The following is a 20,458-nucleotide window of genomic DNA, read 5'->3' as shown; positions in this document are numbered from 1 at the left end:
CTACCTTCGGCGAAAACAGACGGGAGATCTGCTGCATGCTGGCTAAAGTCATTTGGCACGGGAAGAGGATAGCCCTTGCCGGTCTTGGGGTGCTCCTACTGGCCGCTGGCGCGGGGGCGCAGGAGTGGCGGACGACGAGCTCGCTGATCAATCCCGAGGCAGAGACGAAGCCCTTCGAACGCTACAGCTACGTCAATCCCGAAGCGCCCAAGGGAGGCACGCTGAACTCAGCCGTCTTCGGCACTTTCGACAGCTTCAATCCATTCATCGTGCGAGGCACCCCGGCGGCGGGCCTCACCTATTTCGGCGGCATGCTGTGGGAGACCCTCATGCAGCAATCGCCCGAGGATCCGGGCACCAGCCACCCGCTGATCGCCGAAGCGTTTAAATATCCCGACGATTATTCCTCGGCCACATATCGCCTCAACCCGAACGCTCGCTGGCATGACGGCACGCCGATCACGGTCGAGGACGTGGTCTGGTCCTTCAACATGCTCAAGGAGATCAGCCCGCAACACAATCGCTATTTCGCCAATGTCACAGAGGCTGTGGCACTTTCGGACAGTGAAGTGGAATTCCGCTTCGACCAGGGCGGCAACCGGGAACTGCCGCATATCATGGGAGACCTGCCCGTACTCCCGAAGCACTGGTGGGAAGGAACGGACTCCCAGGGCCGCAAACGTGATCTCCGGAACCCAACGCTGGAAGCGCCGCTTGGCAGCGGGCCGTATAAGATCGGAAGCTTCCGCCCCGGATCGGAGATCATATGGGAACGGGCGGAGGAGTATTGGGGAGCGAACCTGCCGGTCAATATCGGGCGATATAATTTCGACCGCATCCGATATACCTATTTCCAGGACGACAATGCCGAGTTCCTGGCCTTCCAGAAGGGCGGCATTGAGGATGTGCGGCGCGAACTGAGCACGCGACGCTGGTCGCAGGAATATGACTTCCCCGCAGTGCAGAATGGCGACGTCATCAAGCGTGAATTCACCAGCACCGCCATAGAGCCCATGCAGGCCTTCGTCTTCAACATGCGGGAGCCAAGATTCCAGGACCGCCGGGTGCGCGAGGCGCTGACCTTCGCCTATAATTTCGAGGAGCAGAACCGGACACAGTTCTTCGGGCTCAACAAGCGTTTCAGCAGCTATTTCGAAAAATCCGACCTGGCATCGAGCGGCCTCCCCCAAGGGCAGGAGCTTCAGATCCTGGAGGAATTCCGGGACAAGCTGCCACCGGAGCTTTTTACCCAGGAATTCAAGCTGCCCGTCTACGATTCGCCGCAGTCTGAGCGGCAATATCTGCGCGAAGCCGTTCGGCTCTTCAACGAGGCAGGATGGGAGATTCAAAACGGCCGGATGACCAACAGAGAAACAGGCGAGCAATTCCAAATCGAGTTTCTCGGGGCATCGCCCACGGCCGAGGTCATCACGGGCGGCTTCATCGCCAATCTGCGGAAGATCGGGATTAGTGCGACGCTGCGCATCGTGGATACGTCCCAATATATCCAGCGCGTCCAGAACTTCCAATTCGATGCCATCACGGGCCGCTTCGCCCAATCCAACTCGCCGGGCAACGAGCAGCGGGACTACTGGAGTTCCGAAGCCGCCGACATTCCGGGATCGCAAAACGTCATCGGTATCAAGGACCCGGTGGTGGACGCTCTGGTCAACAAGATCATCTACGCCAAGGACCGCGAAGAACTGGTCGCGACAGTGCGGGCGCTCGACCGCGTGCTCCTGTGGAACTTCTACTCGATCCCGCAATATTATCAGCCCACGCTGCGCTACGCCTACTGGAACAAGTTCGGCATTCCGGAAAAGCAGCCGGCGTATGCAGGCGTGGATGTCGATTCCTGGTGGATCGATCCTGAGCTGGCCGCCGCGCTAAGCGCGAAATACTAAGCCGGAATCGACACATGAATTTCTCTTCGCTGACTCGCCGCAAGTTTCTCGAACTCTCCGGGGCGGCCATCGCCACCCCGCTTGTCGGAGGGGTTGCATTCGCTCAAGTGAAAACGGAAACGCCGCTGCACGGATTGTCTGCCTTCGGCGACCTGAAATATCAGGCCGGTTTCGAGCATTTCGATTATGCGAGCCTCGATGCCCCGAAAGGCGGTACTTTCAATTTCTCGCCCGGCTACTGGTTCTTCAATCAGAACACCCAAACTTTCAACACGCTGAACAGCTTCGTCCGCACCGGCGACGCGCCGCCGCGGATGGAAATGTGCTTCGACTCCCTCATGATGAGCGCCTGGGACGAGCCGGATGCCGTCTATGGTCTCGTGGCGGAAAGTGTCACGATCTCCGAAGACCGCAACAGTTTCACCTTCAAGCTCAGATCGGATGCCCGCTTTCACGACGGGTCGCCGATCACTGCGGAGGATGTCGCGTTCAGCTACAATCTGCTGAAGGAAAAGGGGCATCCGACATTCGTTCTGACCTTGGCGGAAATGTCTGCCGCAGAGGCGGTCGGTCCGCAGGAATTCCGGCTTTCCTTCACCGGCAAGCAATCCGAGCGGACGATCCTCGAGGTGGTCGGCTTTCCCATCCTGTCGAAGGCCTCGCTGGAAGGTAAGAGCTTCGACAGCTCCACCCTGGAACCTCTGCTCGGGTCTGGTCCGTACAAAGTCGGCAAACTCGCCGCAGGACGATATATCGAATATGAGCGCGTGGAAGATGATTGGGCGCGCGAGCATCCCTCCCGTCGCGGCCTCTATCATTTCGATCGTATTCGCATTGAGTTCTACGGCGACCGCAATGCGGCTTTCGAGGCCTTCAAGAAGGGCGATATCTCCTGGCGCGGCGAGTTCACATCGCAGGTATGGGCTACCGGCTATAATTTCCCGGCCGTGCAGAACGGCCGCGTGGTCAAGCGGGAGTTCCCTTCCGAACTCCGTCCCTATTTCTATTGCAAAGCGCTCAACCAGCGCCGCGAGCGGTTTCGCGACGCGCGCGTCAGGGAGGCTATCGCACTCTGTTTCGATTTCGAATGGATCAACAAGAACCTGTTTTACGGGCTCTACGACCGGTCGCATTCCCCGTTCGAACAGTCCCCCTATAAAACGGAGGGACTTCCGAGCGAGGAGGAACTCGCCTTGCTCGAGCCCTTGCGCGGTAAGATCCCCGATGAGGCGTTCGGAGAGGCCGTCATGCAGCCTGCCTCAGACGGGTCCGGCCGCGACAGAACCATGCTGCGGCGCGCGCGGGAACTGATGGAAGCAGCTGGCTGGCATGCGCGCGACGGCGTCCTCCACAATGCGGCCGGCGAGAGATTCACACTCGAATACCTCGTAAATGACGAGATCTTCCTGCGCGTCGAGCCAAGTTTCATCGGCAATCTGCGGGCCATCGGGATCGATGCGCGAATGCGGCAGGTCGATCCCGCCCAATATCAGCTCCGCCAGGTAAGCTTTGACTTCGATCTCATCGAGATCGCGTTCTCCCTCGGTGCTACTCCAACCTATGACAGCCTCGTGCAATTCTTCCATTCGCGTACCGCGAATGTGGAAGGATCCTACAATTATACTGGAACGGCGGACCCTGCGGTCGATAGCCTCGTCGAGGCTGCCGGCAAGGCGAGGACGCGCGAAGAGTTCACGATCGCGATGCACGCACTTGATAGGGTCTTGCGCGCCAGGCGCGACTGGATTCCAAATTGGCACACGGCGAATCACCGGGTTGCCTATTGGGACATGTTCGGCTTCAAGGAGCCGAAACCCGATTATTTCTTCCCGGTCGAGGCTCTGTGGTGGTACGACGAGGAAAAGGCCAAAGCGATTGGGAAAGCGTAACATCGGCGTGACTGTCATCCTCGCTGGAACATCACCGAATGGGGCAATCGGCTGATGGGAGCCTATATTCTCCGTCGCCTGCTTCTGATGATCCCGACCCTGTTCGGTATCATGGCAATCTCCTTCATCGTCATCCAGTTCGCGCCGGGTGGGCCGGTGGAGCAAGTCATAGCCCAGGTCACGGGTCAGGGCGGCGGTGCAGACGCCCGGATCGGCGGCGGCGGTGGCGACATCGGCGCCCAGAGTTTCGAAGCGGCGGGCGGCGCGAATTCCCGCTATCGCGGGGCGCAGGGGCTCGATCCGGAATTCATTGCCCAGCTTGAAAAACAGTTCGGCTTCGACAAGCCTCCTCTGGAGCGCTTCGGGCTGATGCTCTGGAACTATATCCGGTTCGATTTCGGCGAGAGCTATTTCCGAGATATTTCGGTGGTCGACCTCATTCTTGAAAAGATGCCGGTCTCGATCTCACTCGGCCTCTGGATCACGCTGCTTTCCTACGGCATCTCAATCCCGCTCGGCATCCGCAAGGCGGTGAAGGACGGGACACCCTTCGACGTCTGGACCAGCGGAATCGTCATCGTCGCCTACGCGATCCCGAGCTTCCTCTTCGCGATCCTTCTCATGGTGCTCTTTGCGGGGGGGTCCTTCTTTGACTGGTTTCCTCTGCGCGGGCTCACATCGGACAATTGGAGTTCGCTGTCCTGGCCGGAGCGCATCCTCGATTATTTCTGGCATCTTGCCCTGCCGCTGACGGCGCTGGTGCTTTCCGCCTTCGCAACGACGACCCTGCTCACCAAGAACTCCTTCCTGGATGAGATCCGGAAACAGTATGTCGTCACCGCGCGTGCAAAGGGTTTGTCGGACCGGCAGGTGCTTTACGGACATGTTTTCCGCAACGCCATGCTGCTCATCATTGCCGGGTTCCCCGGCGCCTTCATCTCCTCCTTTTTCACCGGATCGCTTCTGATCGAAAGTATCTTTTCGCTTGATGGTCTGGGCTTGCTCGGCTTCCGATCGGTCATCGACCGCGATTACCCGGTCGTGTTCGCGACGCTCTATATTTTCTCGCTCATGGGACTGATCATCAGCCTCGTCTCGGACATCACCTACACGCTCATCGACCCGCGCATCGATTTCGAGCGGAGGGATGTCTAGATGTCGGAGATCCAGGCGAAAGCACAGGTGGAGCGGGTACGCGAAGAGGTTTCGCGGCCGTGGCTCTCGCCCATCAACAAGCGGCGGTGGCAGAATTTCAGGGCGAATAAGCGCGGCTTCTGGTCCCTTTGGATTTTCCTGGCCCTGTTCGTGCTGTCGCTCTTTGCCGAGTTCATCGCCAACGACAAGCCGATCATCGCTTCCTACAAGGGGGAGATGCTGTTCCCGGTCCTGGTCGATTATCCGGAAGAAAAATTCGGCGGCTTCCTTGCCATCACCGATTACAGGGACCCCTTCATTCAGGACGAGATCGATGCCAATGGGTGGATGATCTGGCCGCCGATCCGCTATTCCTACCGTACGGTGAACAGTGAGATCCCGGAGGCGGCGCCTGCAAAACCTTCCTGGCTCTACACCGAGGAGCAGCGGTGCAGCCGCTACCCGCAGGGCGTCAACGATCCCAACTGCGTCATCGGCAATTGGAACTGGCTGGGCACCGATGATCAGGCTCGGGACGTGCTCGCGCGCGTGATCTATGGCTTCCGCATCTCCGTCCTCTTCGGCCTGGTGCTCACCGCCTTGTCTGCCGTCATCGGCGTCTCCGCCGGTGCGGTCCAAGGCTACTTCGGCGGCTGGACGGACCTGCTCTTCCAGCGCTTCATCGAGATCTGGTCATCCATCCCGGTTTTGTACCTTATCCTCATTATAGCCGCCGTGCTGCCACCGGGCTTCTGGATCCTGCTCGGCATCATGCTGCTTTTTTCCTGGGTGGCCTTTGTCGGTGTGGTCCGGGCGGAATTCCTGCGGGCGCGCAACTTCGAATATGTGAGTGCCGCTCGCGCGCTTGGCGTGCGCAATCGCACGATCATGTCCCGCCACCTCCTGCCCAATGCCATGGTCGCGACGCTTACCTTCCTGCCATTTATCCTGAACGGCTCAATCACCACGCTCACATCGCTCGACTTTCTGGGTTTTGGCCTTCCTCCCGGCTCCCCCTCTCTCGGCGAGCTTCTTCGCCAGGGGCAGCGGAACCTCAATGCCCCCTGGCTCGGCATAACGGGCTTCCTCACCTTGTCGATCATGCTCTCTCTGCTCATCTTCGTCGGCGAGGCGGTGCGTGACGCTTTCGACCCGCGGAAGACATTCCGATGAGCCGGCCCCTCCTCTCGATCCGCGATCTTTCCGTCGCCTTTGCGCAGGGCGGGCAGGAATCGATTGCCGTCGACCGCATCTCCTTCGATATCCAGCAGGGGGAGACGGTGGCGCTGGTGGGCGAGTCGGGTTCCGGCAAATCCGTTACCGCCCTATCCGTTCTGAAGCTCCTGCCGTATCCATCCGCGAGCCATCCATCCGGGCAGGTTCTCTATGAAGGACAGGATCTGCTCGGCAGCAGCGAACGGGACCTTCGCCGGGTGCGCGGCAACGAGATCAGCATGATCTTCCAGGAGCCGATGACCTCGCTCAATCCACTGCACACGATCGAGCGTCAGGTGGGCGAAGTGCTGAAGCTCCACCGCGGAATGAGCAATGATGCCGCGCGCAAGCGCACGCTGGAACTGCTCAACCAGGTGGGCATCCGCGAGCCGGAAAAGCGGCTCGACGCATTCCCGCATCAGCTTTCCGGTGGGCAGCGCCAGCGCGTGATGATCGCGATGGCTTTGGCGAATGAGCCGAAGCTTCTCATCGCCGATGAGCCGACGACCGCGCTCGACGTGACGGTGCAGGCGCAGATCCTCGAACTGCTCGCAGAACTGAAGCGCGAGAAGAACCTTTCCATGCTCTTCATCACGCATGATCTTGGGATCGTGCGCAAAGTGGCGGATCGCGTCTGCGTGATGACCAAGGGCAAGATCGTCGAGAGCGGGCCGACAGAAGCGATCTTCTCCAATCCCCAGCACGAATATACGCGGCATCTGCTTGCCGCCGAGCCGAAAGGCGAGCCGCCCAAGGCGAATCTTGCGGCCGAGAAGGTGATGGAGGGCAACGAGATCAAGGTCTGGTTCCCGATCAAGAAGGGATTCCTGCGGCGGGTGGTCGACCATGTTAAGGCTGTTGACGGCGTGGACGTTACCGTCAGGGCCGGTCAGACGCTCGGCGTGGTCGGCGAATCCGGTTCCGGCAAGACCACGCTGGGCCTCGCGCTCTCCCGCATGATTTCCTCGGACGGCGAGATCCGTTTCAGGGGAGAGCGGATCGACGGCCGCTCGTTCCGGGATATGCGGCCATTGCGCCGGCATATGCAGATCGTCTTCCAGGATCCTTTCGGATCCTTGAGCCCCCGCATGTCGGTGGCTGAAATCATCCAGGAAGGCTTGAAGGTTCATGAACGCGGCCTTTCCGCCGAAGAGCGCGACGCGCAGGTGGTGGACGTGCTGAAGGAAGTGGGGCTCGACCCTGAAGCACGGTTCCGCTACCCGCACGAGTTCTCCGGCGGGCAGCGCCAGCGCATCGCGATCGCCCGTGCAATGGTTCTGAAGCCGAGCTTCGTGATGCTGGACGAGCCCACCTCGGCGCTCGACATGAGCGTACAGGCGCAAGTCGTGGATCTCTTGCGCGACCTCCAGAAGCGGCACAACCTCGCCTATCTCTTCATCAGCCACGACCTCAAGGTGGTGCGCGCGCTCGCCAACGAGGTGATCGTGATGCGCAACGGCAAGGTGGTCGAGACGGGTACGGCGGATCAGATCTTCCGCGAGCCCAAGACCGACTATACGCGGGCACTGATCGCCGCCGCCTTCGAAATCGCGACGGCGCCGACAGGCGTGGTGAGCGAATAGCAATCAGGGGACATCATGACAGAGAAACCGGCCTTCGGCCGCATCCTGCTTTCCGTTACGGGCATGTATCCGCAGCGCTGGCTCGACGCGCTCTCGAAGGCACGTCCGACAGTGCTGGAACCTGACGGCGAGGCGGATCCCACCATCGAATATGCGGTGGTCTGGAAGCAGAAGCGCGGCGTCCTCAAACCGCTTCCCAACCTGAAGGTGATCTTCTCAGCGGGCGCGGGCGTCGACCACCTGCTCGCCGATCCCGATCTGCCGGCCGACGTACCCATAGTGCGCGTGGTGGCGGAAAACCTCACGCAGTATATGGTCGAATACGTCACCTGGCGGGTGCTCGACCATCATCGGCAGGGCCGCACATATCGGGCGCAGCAGGCGCAAAAGATCTGGCACGAGCCTCCCCAACCGCCTGCGAACGAAGTCACCGTGGGCATCATGGGCCTGGGCGAACTCGGGAGTGCCGCAGCCAGGGCGCTTCTCTCACTGGGTTTCAAAGTGAATGGCTGGAGCCGGCGCGAGAAGCGGGTCGACGGTGTGCACACCTTCCACGGCGAGGCAGGGCTGACGCCCTTCCTCAATGCCACCGACATCCTCGTCGTGCTCCTGCCGCTGACGCCGGCGACAGAAGGGCTTGTTGATTTCTCCGTGCTCGAGAGGCTCAGGAGGAACGGGCCGCTCGGCGGCCCATGCCTTGTCAATGCGGGGCGTGGGCGGCTTCAACGGGAAGCAGATATCCTGCGGGCGCTCGATCAGGGCGTTCTCAAGGAAGCGAGCCTGGATGTCTTCGAGCAGGAGCCGCTCAATCCGAAGAGCCCGCTCTGGGCGCATCCGAAGGTTTTCATCACGCCTCACGCAGCTGCGAGTTCCGATCCGGCGCATCTGGCGCCGCTGATGATCGCGCAGATGGAGGCTTTCGAACGCGGCGAGCCACTTACGAACCTTGTGGACCGCGAAGCGGGCTATTGAGGCGACCGCCTCCCACATGAGCGGAGGCACTAGCTCAACCCTCCAGCCAACAGGCCATTACAGCGTCCTTCAAAATGGACGAAGGACGCTGTAATGGTACTTACCGATAGCTAGACGGCGAAATCTCGGAAGTCGTCGGGATTGTTGCGAATATCTTGAGCCGCAAGTCTGCGCAGGTTTTGTATATTTGGCGCATTGTCTTGCTGGCCGAGGCCCTTCAATACCGCTCGGAAGAGGCAATCACCATCTCCATCCACGACCACCTGCCTTCCTCCAATCAGCACATTATAATGATCTCCCGTATAGTATAGCCGGATCGGAGCACCGGTGGCTCCGCCACGGGAAGCAAACGGGGCAATGACGGTGGGGACGCGATCGGGATCCGGATAATGAATTTCCAGCGGCCGGCGCAAACTGTTGGCGACAGCGTGCGTTGCGAAATCTCCGGCATCTGCATCCCAGTTTCCGGGCTGCTCCAGGAAATTGGCAGCATTCTCGACTGGCGATGACTGCGGCTTGGGATTGCTGCTCGCAAGTTCCCGGCGATGGTGTTTGGCTTTGATAAAATACCGCCTGCCGATACGCTCGACTGTGCCGTGCTCCGCTTCCGTATATTTGTAAACGGATTTGAACTTTGCGTTCTTGCCGTACCAGGCAGGCTTTGAAAGAATAATCGCGTCTTCCGCTCTGGGAATGATCTCGTCAGGGCCGCGAGGAAGTCCCGAATAAAATGCGTGCTTTGCCTGAGTCGGATCCGCGAAGTCTTTATACTTGATGAGATAGTCCTTGGCCGCATCGTGGAATTTCTTGGCCCATCCCGCCTCGGTGTCGATGACGGCGTCCTTTATTCCGATCTCATCATACTGGGCTGCAGTCACATCCACCGCATACTCGAAATTGTCTTTCTTCGCGATGACGACGAAGTGATTCTCGGGAAAGAGGTCATCCACACCCTCCCACCAATACATTCCGCGGCTCTGGGTCGTGTAGCCGGCATCTTTCAATGCCGCGACAACAGGCTCTAACGAATCCGCGCAATGGTCCGTCGGTTTGCAAATGAGCTGCCGCAGACCCGGATTTTCCCTTATGAGCCGATCGAGTTTCGCCAGTTCCCTTTGCACCGCTGGCGGATAGGACGTGCTCACGCTTTTGGGGAATCTCCTGATGAGTTCCACCGGTTTCCGCGACTTCGGAGCACGTCCCAGAGAAATCTTCTCAAACAGAGCCGACAGTCCGGACTTCCCGACAGGTTTGGACTGCTCAGTTTTCCCGGCAGGCACCGGACCCTTTTCACCTGCAGCCGCTAGCTTCTTGGCGTTACCAGCCGCTTTTACCGGCATTGCTCCCTTCGCGAGCCGAAAATAGTCGGACATGTCCGATACCAGGGAAATAAGATCTACAGCACACTTCTCCAGCAATTCGTCACGAGTCTTGATGTAACATGGCACCAATACTTCCCTGGCATTGTGAATAGCTGCTTCCATATTGGTCTCGCCATAGGCGTAATCTTTCAGGAAGGACTGCCGCGGGATCAGCAACGCCTTGGAAAGGTCCTGCAGCGCCTCATGAACCGGTGCCGGTTCTGTCATGCGCGTAAGCGAGAAATCTCGCCCCTGGAGACCATCGAGAGCCGCCCTAGAAAAGAAGCTGTCCTTGTGACGGGCAATCCAGCTGCCATTTGCAGTGCGTTGGGATTCTTGAAGTTCTTCGAGCGGCACGCGCTCGATTTCTATTTCTCCCTCCGCCAATGAGATCGAAAAGGCTTCCTTGTCCGGCTCTACGGAAATGATGAAGCTGCTGTGCCCGGCCAATTGCCGGAAATCTTCAAGCGGCACTCTTTCTATTTCGATTTCATCTTCCGCTAGAAGAACGGAAAAGGCCTGCTTTCCCTGATCGATGAAAACAATGAAGCCGCGATGTCCGGCTATGGAGATGTCTTCGATCTTGGAATCGGGCTCTCCAAGCTGTCCCTCGCCCACATGTATCCTGACGGGCCGGCAGCACGCGACGGTCTGATAAAGCGTGGCGGTGCTCGCGTTCAGATCGACGCCGATCGACGACAGGCGCGAGCTTACGATCCTCGCAACCTCGTTCAATCTGTCCTGCCAATAGTTTTTGAATTCTTCGAAGAACATTTCGTTCTTCGGGCAATCCTTCAGGCGTTCGCGTTCAGAGGTCGCAAAATTCAGTGGAAAGGTCGAAAGCTGATTGTCGAGACAAATATCAAGCCTCGACTTCTCTATATGGCTTACCCTCGGCGCGCCGCGGAGCCCTCCGGGCATCGTCTGCGTTACATGGACGAGTTCGTGGGGATTCAGTTTTGATTTTTCCAGCTCGCGAATGAAGATCTCGCGCCGAACCGGAAGCCTGTCGAGTATGCCGAGATAGGCCACATACTTCTCACCCGCATTCCTGCCAGACTTCGCTTCATCAGCATCGCTGCGTGCGGCACGAGGCTCACGCGGTCGGTCCAGCCGTTCGAGATCCGCCGCCTGGTCGGAATCAGCAGACGTTTCCTGCGAGGCTTCAGCGAAATCGCTGTCGGGAAACAACGACTTCATGAACTCTTCGGCTTCTGCGATCACCCTTCCCCACTCCGCTTCGGCGTGAGGATCGGGATTGTAATGAGCGGGCCCCCTGAGGCCTTTCGACTGCGGTTCCCAGGAATCCGGCTGATGTGGTGAGGAAGAGGAGGCCTCCTGATCAGGGTGCGCGCTGCCCGTCACCAAGGCCGAAGTAGAATTCAGATTCATCATCTTCTTCTTTGAAAGGTCGATTTCCTATGAGGCCGATAGCGACAAGCTATGCGCCGCCACTGCGACGCAAATTCCCATCAAAAAGGTCTATAAGAAAATCGCTTCTGCTGGTTTTGACCGGGGGATGCCGCTTCGGTCTCCATCGCTGGCAGAGCAGAGGCCGAAACCCTGACCAGAGGTCAAGGTTAGCAGGGATGCGGAGTCTGGCGGAGCCAGGTCGCGCCAAGTTATGAACGAAGGCGAGCGAGGCAGATTGCCCTGCTCGCGCAGCTTGCTAGAAGCTAGCCGGTTCTTCTAATCGCCCATCTTCAAGGCCTGGATGAAGGCCTCTTGGGGAATCTCGACCTTGCCGAACTGGCGCATCTTCTTCTTACCTTCCTTCTGCTTCTCAAGAAGCTTGCGCTTACGGGTAACGTCGCCGCCATAGCACTTGGCCGTCACGTCCTTGCGGAGCGCCGAGATGGTTTCGCGCGCGATGATGCGGCCGCCGATGGCAGCCTGGATCGGGATCTTGAACATGTGCTGCGGGATCAACTCCTTCAGCTTTTCGCACATGACGCGGCCGCGCCGCTCGGCCTGCGAACGGTGGACGAGCATGGATAGCGCGTCGACCGGCTCGTCATTGACGAGGATGGACATCTTGACGAGGTCCCCCTCGCGATAATCGGTCAGGTGATAATCGAAGGAGGCGTAGCCGCGGCTGATCGACTTCAGCCGGTCGTAGAAGTCGAACACAACTTCGTTGAGCGGCAGGTCATAGACCAACATGGCGCGCGTCCCCGCATAGGAAAGGTCCACCTGGATGCCCCGGCGATCCTGGCAGAGCTTCAGGATTCCTCCCAGATGCTCGTCGGGGGTGAGGATCGTGGCGCGGATCCACGGTTCCTCGATCGAGGTTATCTTCACCGGGTCCGGCATATCGGCCGGATTGTGCAACTCGATTTGCGAGCCGCTGGTCAGGTTGATGCGGTAGACGACCGAAGGGGCGGTGGCGATGAGGTCGAGGTCGAACTCGCGGGTGAGCCGCTCCTGAATGATTTCCAGATGGAGCAGGCCCAAAAAGCCGCAGCGGAAGCCGAAGCCAAGGGCAGCGGAGGTCTCCATCTCAAACGAGAAGCTGGCATCGTTGAGGCGCAGCTTGCCCATCGCGGCGCGCAGATCCTCGAAATCGGCGGCATCCACGGGAAACAGACCGCAGAAGACCACCGGCTGGGCCGGTTTGAACCCGGGCAGCGGCTGGGCCGTCGGGCGCTTATCGTCGGTGATGGTGTCGCCCACGCGGGTGTCGGCCACCTCCTTGATGGAGGCGGTGATGAAGCCGATCTCGCCGGGCCCGAGCGTGTCCACCATCACCATCTTCGGCGTCATGACGCCGACGCGATCCACCGGATAGCGGGCGCCGGTGCCGATCATGCGAATGGTCTGGCCTTTCTTGAGCACGCCGTCGATGATGCGAACCAAAACGATCACGCCGAGGTAGGCATCGTACCAGGAATCGACGAGAAGGGCCTTGAGCGGCGCGTCGGCATCACCCTCATGCGGCGGCGGGAGGCGGTTGACGATGGCTTCGAGCACTTCATCCACGCCCATTCCGGTTTTGGCCGAGATCGGGATGGCATTGGAGGCATCGAGGCCGATCACCTCCTCGATCTGAGCCTTCACTCGATCGGGTTCGGCGGCCGGGAGGTCGACCTTGTTCAGGACCGGCACGATCTCGTGATTGTTGTCGATCGCCTGGTACACATTGGCGAGCGTCTGGGCCTCTACGCCCTGAGAAGCGTCGACCACCAGCAGCGAGCCTTCGCAGGCCGCCAGCGAGCGGGAAACCTCGTAGGCGAAATCGACGTGACCCGGCGTGTCTATGAGGTTCAAGACGTAGTGTTGGCCGTCACGCGCGTCATATTCAAGGCGCACGGTGTTCGCCTTGATGGTGATGCCGCGCTCGCGCTCGATGTCCATGGAATCGAGCACCTGCTCCTTCATCTCGCGCTCTTCCAGCGAGCCGGTCATCTGGATGAGCCGGTCGGCGAGCGTGGATTTCCCATGGTCGATATGGGCGACGATGGAGAAGTTGCGGATGTTCTTGAGCGGCGTGTTCGTCATGGGCGGCATGTAGCAGCGCGGACATGGGCAGGCAAGGAGGGAGGGAGGCTGAAGCATATGGATTGCAAGCAGAAGCGCCGTTTTTTCGGCTGCACGTTACCCGGCCCTCTTTCAGCCGCACTCCCAAGCCACCATCTTTGGAGCGCGGCGGGCGGATTTGCTCCGCCGCACCTGCGCTTTGCCAGCTTGCGCCGGGCGCGCTTCTCACGAGGAACTTGAGCCCGTTCTCCTTGGCCATGCGTCCTCTTCCGGAATCATTCAGAGCCTGCCAAAGGGGCCAGCGCAGGATCATTGACCAAAACAATCGATTGATTAAAGGACGCATATGGACCTCGTGTTCGGTAACGGCGATTTGGGAAAGCCGGTTCGGCTAAGCAGTGCGGAACGGACGCGCGAAGCGTTGATACGCGCGGGCCTCAAGCTCTTCGGACAGCAGGGTTTCGACGCCACGTCCACGCGGGCGCTCGCTTCGGAGGCGGGAGCGAATATCGGCTCGATCGCCTATCATTTCGGCGGGAAAGAGGGCCTCCGCGAGGCCTGCGCCCGCTATATTGTTGACAGGATCTCCAACATCGCAGACCGCACTCTCGGCGATTTCCCCAATGGCGAGGAAAGGATCACTGCCTCGCCGGAAGAAGCCCGCGCCATGCTCTGCCAGACAATCGACACGATGGTCGGCTTCATCGTCGCATCGCCGGAAGCCGGTGAATTCGTGCAGTTCCTGTTGCGTGAGATGACGCATCCGACAGCGGCGCTCGACATCATCTATGATGGCGTGTTCGAGCCGTTGCATCTGAGGCTCTGCCGCCTATGGGAGGCGGCCACCGGCGAGCCTGCCGAAAGCGAACGCACGAAACTCGCGGTCTTCACCGTTCTCGGCCAGGTAATCTATTTTCGTATCGCGAAAGAGGCGGTTCTCCGCCGCATGGAGTGGAAGGCAATCGGCCGTCGCGAGACAGCTGCGATCACCGAAATCGCGAAAGAGAATCTGAGAGCCGTCTTGGATGCGCGGCGTTGGAAAGGGCAGTTCTTCGGCACGCGGCCCCATCCCATCCTTGACGCCGATGGAGAGGATGCCTAGTTTAGAATTATTCTAAACTAACTGGATTTTCTCCGTCATGTTCAACCGCCTCTTCGGGTTCAACCGCCGGCCTTTCTCGTCTCTGTCGGAGCAGGAAATTCTGGCTCTGGCGATCTCATCCGAAGAGGACGATGCGCGGATCTATCGGGCCTATGCGGACGGGCTGGCTGAAGAGTACCCACATTCTGCAGCCATGTTCGAGGAAATGGCGGCGGAAGAGGATCGTCACCGTGCTTCGCTGATCGAACTCCACCGCAAGCGCTTCGGGGAACGCATCCCGCTCATCAGACGGGAGCATGTTCGCGGCTACTATCAACGCCGGCCTGACTGGCTGGTGCGGCCATTGGGGCTGGAGCATGTCCGTGCGCAGGCAACGCTGATGGAGGAAGAGGCGCAGCGCTTCTACACGGAGGCCGCCAAGCGCACGCAAGATGCCGCCACCAGAAAGCTTCTCGGCGATCTGGCGGCGGCCGAGCAGAAGCACGAGACGCTTGCCGGACAGCTCGAGAAGAAGCATCTGGGGCCCGAGGCGCGCGGCGAGGAAGATCGGACCGAGAGGCGCCGGTTTATCCTGACCTACGTACAGCCGGGGCTGGCGGGGCTGATGGACGGCTCCGTTTCCACGCTGGCTCCCATTTTCGCAGCCGCTTTCGCCACTGGCGATACCTGGCAGACATTCCTGGTGGGCCTTGCCGCCTCGATCGGCGCAGGCATCTCAATGGGCTTTACGGAAGTGGCCTCCGACGACGGGGTGATCTCCGGCCGAGGGTCGCCTGTCAAACGGGGCTTGACCACCGGCATCATGACGGCGGTCGGCGGTCTCGGCCACGCCTTGCCTTATCTGATCCCGCATTTCTGGACGGCAACCATCATCGCCTTCATCGTGGTCTTTATCGAGCTGTGGGCGATTGCCTTCATCCAGAACCGGTACATGGACACGCCCTGGAGCCGGGCAACCTTCCAGGTGGTTTTGGGAGGGGCTTTGGTTTTCGCAGCCGGGATGCTGATCGGCAACGCCTGAAACCGATTGACTGCACAGCATAGCCCCTCCCCGACTGGAGTCGGAGAGGGGCTTCCGGTCAGCAGGGGAGACTATTCCGCTGCGGCTAGGTTGATGCGGCTTTCCGCCAGTTCGGTGAGTTTCTGGTCCGTCGCCTTTTCCTCGGCAAGGTTGCGCTTCAGGATATCCGCGCATTCATTCTTGCCTAGCTCCTGCGCCCAGGTGATCAACGTGCCATAGCGGGTGATCTCGTAATGTTCCACGGCCTGGGCGGCGGCGATCAGAGCAGCGTCGAGCACCTTCGGATCGTCGACATCACCGGCAACTTCCTTCGATTCCTCGATGATGCCATCGATGGCCGGGCAGTCGACACCTTTCGGCTCCATATTCATCATCTGGAACACCTGCTCCAGATTGCGGATATGGCCTTCGGTTTCCCTCAGATGCTGTTCGAAACCCTGCTTCAGCTGCTGGTTGCTGGCCTTCTCCATCATCTGCGGCAAGGCCTTCGTGATCTGATTTTCGGCATAATAGATGTCCTTGAGCGTGTGCACGAACAGGTCGTCCATGCTCTTGATGTCTTTCGAAAACAGACCCATCGCTTCATTCCTCTTCCTGTCGAGTTGCAACCTCGCGGCTCTCCCCGCGCGGTCCTATGGGACTAACCCTTCTCGCGGCGGTCTGTTCCATCGCACCGGGCGCCGGATCTTGCTTCGCTCAGTTCAGAAATCGGCCGAAACTCCCTTTAATCACACCAGACGAGCACTATTATATCCAATCTAGCAAATATTATTCCATAATCATAAATTATATATAACACCCATAAAGAAGATTGCTTTATTACCAGCCAAATTTTTTGATCATTATTGAGCCTCTACTTCGAGATTATCTGATTATGCTATGCAATCGAGTTTGATATAAAAAATCCTTATCCCCAACCCTGATGCCGATTCTGCGGCGCGTGAGGACAGCCCCAGTTGCAGACCTGCCTCGATCCCCATCTCGGGGTCGCGCGCAGCCTTTACTGCGATGAACTCCGAACGGAATACACCTCCATCACGCTTGCGGCCGCGGCGATCTATCCATACCGAGGGCCGCAGGCTCTCTCCAGGCACGTCTCTACTGTGACGGAACAACCGGTCCCGTGATCGTGTTCGTGCACCGCGGCGGCTGGGTCCTCGGCTCAATCGACACCCCACGACGATTTGATGCGCCGGGTCTCCTGTGCGAGCCACTGTGCGGTGCTCGGCATCGACTACAGTCTCGCACCGGAACATCCGTTTTCCCCGCCGCTCTATGATGTTCTCAATTCCATCCGTTTCGTTGCTGATGGCGGCCTCGGTGCAAATTACCTTCGCGGCAGTGTCGCGCTTGCAGGAGATTCCGCAGGCGCCAATCTTGCGCTTGGAACTCTCCTCACGCTCAGAGTGTGAGAGCGGCCGCGTTGTTCTTCGGCTGTTATGCCCTGGGCTTCGAGAGCGACAGCTATAGGCGCTGCGGCGATGGTTCCTGTGGGATTTCCATTACGCTTATGCGCGGGTTCGGGGCCCGATATCTCGGCAAGGCCCCCTCCCTTCTTGCAGTCCCGCGACACGCGGATCTCGCTGGCCTGTCCCCACTCCATCTCTGTGCAGGCGGTCTCGACCCCCTCCTTGACGATACGCCTCACCTGAGCAGAAGGGCTGGCTCATGCAGGCGTTCCCTATAGGCTCGACTTCCATCCGGGGGTTGGGCACGGCTTTTTCCGGATGGCAAGCGAACCGCCGGCGGCGACGGCGGCCATCAATGCCGCAGCCAAGTTTCTTGGGCTTGAAATGGCACGAAGGTGGCTCGCAGAAGTACCGAATAAGATCGGATAGCCATCACCACGCCAAGCCCTCAGATGTGCCACAGCTCCCTATCGGCTGTGGCATTTCAGGCACAGAGGGAGGAACAAAGAGGCCTGCCACAGGGCCGCCAAGATCGCTCCCATTTTCCGCCACGGAGCGGTGGTGTTTCTGGTCTCAAAGAAACAAACGTTCACCCGGCATTCATGCGTTTTGCTTAGGATTGCTACGGGTCGTTCAAAGAGCCAGGACACGGACCATGGGGTTCATCAAGTTGATCGTTGCCTGCGTAAGGGTCGTTCGTGATTTCTTTGCACCACGCTACCATCCGGAGCGTCACTACATGCGCGGTCCGGGGCCGGCCTGCGCGCAGCGTGAGAGCCGCAGGGGCTCGGCGCACGCTTGAGCCGTCGAGGATATCGGCCGGGGACCGGAGGCTAAGGGCATGGTTTAAGCAGGACCGGCTCTTTGGCCTGCACACCAATCTGCCGACACTCCTCACCTGCGCACAAGCGCCAGCCGCTCCCTGTCGCACCGGACGCGGCAAGACGAAGCTCGGGAATTGGCCCAAGCTCAGGCACATAAACCCACCAACCGTCTCTCAGACGTGCATCCGGAGGCGGCTCCATGCCAGCTCCGGATCCCTTCACCCGCGCTTCCACAATTTGTAATCCTACCGGCGTTGCGCGCCAGGTCTCCTGCCATTCGACCCTCTCGACCGAATGGGTCCAGGACAGGGTGAACAGGCCGGCGGCGAGCGTCATTGCCTTGCCGCCGACCAGAAGGCAGGCCGACACCCCCCTACTCCTCGACCAGCGTCTGCGGCGGCTCCGTGCTTCTGCTGCGCGCGCGGTACCAGTGCTGCCCCAACAGGAGAGCGGAAAGCAGAAAACCAAGTTCGTCCGTCCATGGCAGCGCCAATACAAGAAGCAGGCCCGCGGCGAAGGCGGCCACCCGCTCCCAGATCCCCATGGGGCGGAGCCAGAAGCCCACGAAGGCCATGCCCCACAGCGCCACACCGAGGCAGGCTTTGAAGACGACGTAGACGACCTCGACCGGATAGCCCCAGGCCGCAGCCATCGCCCCACCCTCCTGCAGCATCAGTGCGGGCGTGTAGACGGCCATGAACGGCACCACGAAGCCGGCGACGGCAAGCTTCGTCGCCTGGATTGCGATCTTGAGGCCGGACGTCTTGGCCATCGGCGCCGCCGCAAAGGCAGCGAGCGCCACTGGCGGCGTGAGATCGGCCATGATGCCGAAATAGAACACGAACATGTGGCTGACGACGAGCGGCACGCCCAGTTCGAGTAGCGCCGGGCCGGCCAGCGACGACGTGATGATGTAGTTCGGGATGGTCGGAATGCCCATGCCGAGGATCAAGCAGGTGATCATCGTCAGGATCAGCGACAGGAACAGGTTGTCCCTGCCTATGGCGATGATGGCGCCGATGAAAGTGGAGGCGATGCCGGTCAAGGTCAGCGTGCCGATGACGATCCCGACGATTGCACAGGCGATGCCGACCGGCAACGCGTTCTTGGCACCCTCCGCAAGGGAATCGCGGCAGATCACCAGCGTCTCGCGCCCACCTTTGAAGGCGAGGCAGCCAAGGATCAGAGCCGCTAGGACAATCGCCAACAGATCGACGCCGTATTTCATAAACGAGGCTGCCCCCAGGCCAAGCGCAATCCAGAACACCACACGGAAGGCGAGCGGGCCGATTAGGGCAGCAATTGGCATGCCGAGGATGAGGACGATGGTGAGCGCCAGGCCCATCGTGCCGGCGAAGATTGGTGTGTAGCCGGCAAACAGCAGATAGACCAGAACGGCAAGCGGTAGCACGAGCGGCCAATGCTCGCGGACGGCAGTCCACGGATTTGGCAGTTCCGACTTGTTCATCCCTTTGAGACCAGCCTTGCCGGCCTCCAGATGCACAGTCCAAAAGCAGACGCCGAAATAGAGGAAGGCGGGGATGATCGCCGCCTTGACGACCTCGGCATAGGGAATGTTCAGCGTCTCGGCCATGATAAAGGCGACCGCTCCCATAACCGGCGGCATGATCTGGCCACCCATCGAGGAGGTGGCCTCCACGCCTCCCGCGAATGCGGAGCGGAAGCCGAAGCGTTTCATCAGCGGAATTGTGAACTGGCCGCTCGCGACCACATTGGCAACGCCTGAGCCGGAAATGGTGCCCATCAGGGCGGACGACAACACACAAACCTGGGCGGGACCGCCGCGCGCCCCGCCGACGAGGCCGAGCGCGAAATCGTTGAACAGCGCGATCATGCCGGCACGTTCGAGGAAGGCGGCGAAAACGACAAAGATGAAGATATAGGCAGCCGATACGTAGATCGGGGTGCCGTAAATACCCTCGGTACCGAAGCTGATATGCTCGATGATCTGCGCGAAATCGTAGCCGCGGTGGACAAACGGGCCGGGCATATACTGGCCGAAGAAGCAGTAGGCGAGAAAGATGCCGGAGATGATGGTCAGCGGCAGGCCCATGAGCCTGCGCGCACCTTCGAACACCAGGGCTATCAGCACAACGCCGACGACCAGATCAGGCACGGTGTGGAAGCCGCCGGCGCGCAACAGCAGTTCCCGGTAGAATATCCAGTTGTAGACGCCGGTGAGAAAGCCGAGCACGCCAAAGATCCAAAGGATGGAGCGCGTGACCTTGCTTTCGGACTTTAGATTGCCGAGCAGCGCGAATCCCAACAACAGCAGGAACCCCACATGCATCGCCCGCACAACCTGGCTCGGCAGCGTGCCATAAGCGGCTGTCCAGAGTTGAAAAAGCGAAAAGGCGATCGCGATGGAATACGCCGCTGTGCCCCAGAAGCCGGCGCCCCAGCCCGGCGGGAGACCCTCGGTCGGGATCTCCTCGGTGGGCGCGGGCGTGTTCTGCTGATGAGATGTATCGGTCATGCGGTCCTAAACCTCTCCGGAATAGGGATGCAATGCTCAAGCCTGCCGGCGGCGAGCCGACAGGCCGAAC

Annotated in this window: 13 protein-coding genes and 1 pseudogene; 9 read left to right on the top strand and 5 right to left on the bottom strand. The window is 59.8% G+C overall.

Features of this window, described 5'->3' with window-relative positions; translation table 11 throughout:
• The first annotated feature begins 35 nt into the window (after nt 1-35).
• Genes CHEJ32_RS0101535 through CHEJ32_RS0101510 form a run of 6 tightly spaced genes read left to right on the top strand, consistent with a single transcriptional unit; the run spans nt 36 to nt 8,697 of the window.
• Nucleotides 36-1,904, top strand: a complete 1,869-nt coding sequence (locus tag CHEJ32_RS0101535) for an extracellular solute-binding protein (RefSeq protein WP_028032258.1) — start codon at nt 36-38, stop codon at nt 1,902-1,904.
• A gap of 14 nt (nt 1,905-1,918) precedes the next feature.
• Nucleotides 1,919-3,793, top strand: coding sequence for an extracellular solute-binding protein (locus CHEJ32_RS0101530; protein WP_028032257.1), 1,875 nt, complete (start codon nt 1,919-1,921; stop codon nt 3,791-3,793).
• 54 nt (nt 3,794-3,847) lie between these two features.
• The gene (locus CHEJ32_RS0101525; protein WP_028032256.1) at nt 3,848-4,948 is read left to right on the top strand and encodes a microcin C ABC transporter permease YejB; all 1,101 of its coding nucleotides are present in this window, start codon (nt 3,848-3,850) and stop codon (nt 4,946-4,948) included.
• Nucleotides 4,949-6,100, top strand: a complete 1,152-nt coding sequence (locus CHEJ32_RS0101520; protein ID WP_028032255.1) for an ABC transporter permease — start codon at nt 4,949-4,951, stop codon at nt 6,098-6,100.
• Complete coding sequence (locus CHEJ32_RS0101515; RefSeq protein ID WP_028032254.1) at nt 6,097-7,725, top strand: ABC transporter ATP-binding protein; 1,629 nt, start codon at nt 6,097-6,099, stop codon at nt 7,723-7,725. The genes CHEJ32_RS0101520 and CHEJ32_RS0101515 overlap by 4 nt, the downstream gene beginning before the upstream one ends.
• A gap of 15 nt (nt 7,726-7,740) precedes the next feature.
• Entirely contained in the window at nt 7,741-8,697 is a 957-nt protein-coding gene (locus CHEJ32_RS0101510; protein ID WP_028032253.1) for a glyoxylate/hydroxypyruvate reductase A, read from the top strand.
• A gap of 110 nt (nt 8,698-8,807) precedes the next feature.
• On the opposite strand, the gene CHEJ32_RS0101505 is transcribed toward CHEJ32_RS0101510, so the two are convergent.
• Together CHEJ32_RS0101505 and lepA are read right to left on the bottom strand one after the other, a co-directional pair.
• Complete coding sequence (locus CHEJ32_RS0101505) at nt 8,808-11,450, bottom strand: hypothetical protein (RefSeq protein WP_198023803.1); 2,643 nt, start codon at nt 11,448-11,450, stop codon at nt 8,808-8,810.
• A gap of 297 nt (nt 11,451-11,747) precedes the next feature.
• Nucleotides 11,748-13,556, bottom strand: a complete 1,809-nt coding sequence (gene lepA / locus CHEJ32_RS0101500) for a translation elongation factor 4 (RefSeq protein WP_028032251.1) — start codon at nt 13,554-13,556, stop codon at nt 11,748-11,750.
• Nucleotides 13,557-13,881: 325 nt separating this feature from the next.
• On the opposite strand from lepA, the gene CHEJ32_RS0101495 reads away from it, so the two are divergent.
• Together CHEJ32_RS0101495 and mbfA are read left to right on the top strand one after the other, a co-directional pair.
• The gene (locus CHEJ32_RS0101495; RefSeq protein ID WP_051469316.1) at nt 13,882-14,637 is read left to right on the top strand and encodes a CerR family C-terminal domain-containing protein; all 756 of its coding nucleotides are present in this window, start codon (nt 13,882-13,884) and stop codon (nt 14,635-14,637) included.
• Nucleotides 14,638-14,674: 37 nt separating this feature from the next.
• Nucleotides 14,675-15,658, top strand: coding sequence for an iron exporter MbfA (gene mbfA / locus CHEJ32_RS0101490; protein WP_028032249.1), 984 nt, complete (start codon nt 14,675-14,677; stop codon nt 15,656-15,658).
• Nucleotides 15,659-15,729: 71 nt separating this feature from the next.
• Here the strand turns inward: mbfA and CHEJ32_RS0101485 are convergent, their stop codons facing one another.
• On the bottom strand, nt 15,730-16,236 hold the full coding sequence (locus CHEJ32_RS0101485; protein ID WP_028032248.1) for a ferritin-like domain-containing protein: 507 nt from the start codon (nt 16,234-16,236) through the stop codon (nt 15,730-15,732).
• Between the two features lie 603 nt (nt 16,237-16,839).
• Between CHEJ32_RS0101485 and CHEJ32_RS0101480 the strand changes: the two are divergent.
• Nucleotides 16,840-17,070, top strand: a pseudogene (locus tag CHEJ32_RS0101480) (alpha/beta hydrolase fold domain-containing protein); the annotation flags it as partial.
• A gap of 830 nt (nt 17,071-17,900) precedes the next feature.
• On the opposite strand, the gene CHEJ32_RS0101475 reads toward CHEJ32_RS0101480, so the two are convergent.
• Complete coding sequence (locus tag CHEJ32_RS0101475) at nt 17,901-18,260, bottom strand: DUF1850 domain-containing protein (protein WP_028032246.1); 360 nt, start codon at nt 18,258-18,260, stop codon at nt 17,901-17,903.
• A 4-nt stretch (nt 18,261-18,264) separates the two neighbouring features.
• Nucleotides 18,265-20,388, bottom strand: coding sequence for a TRAP transporter permease (locus CHEJ32_RS0101470; protein WP_028032245.1), 2,124 nt, complete (start codon nt 20,386-20,388; stop codon nt 18,265-18,267).
• Nucleotides 20,389-20,458: the final 70 nt, after the last annotated feature.

It is taken from the genome of Chelativorans sp. J32 (assembly GCF_000518985.1).
Classification (GTDB): domain Bacteria; phylum Pseudomonadota; class Alphaproteobacteria; order Rhizobiales; family Rhizobiaceae; genus Chelativorans.
Note: the sequence above shows the minus strand (reverse complement) of the source record. Positions and strands in the feature narration are given on the sequence as shown.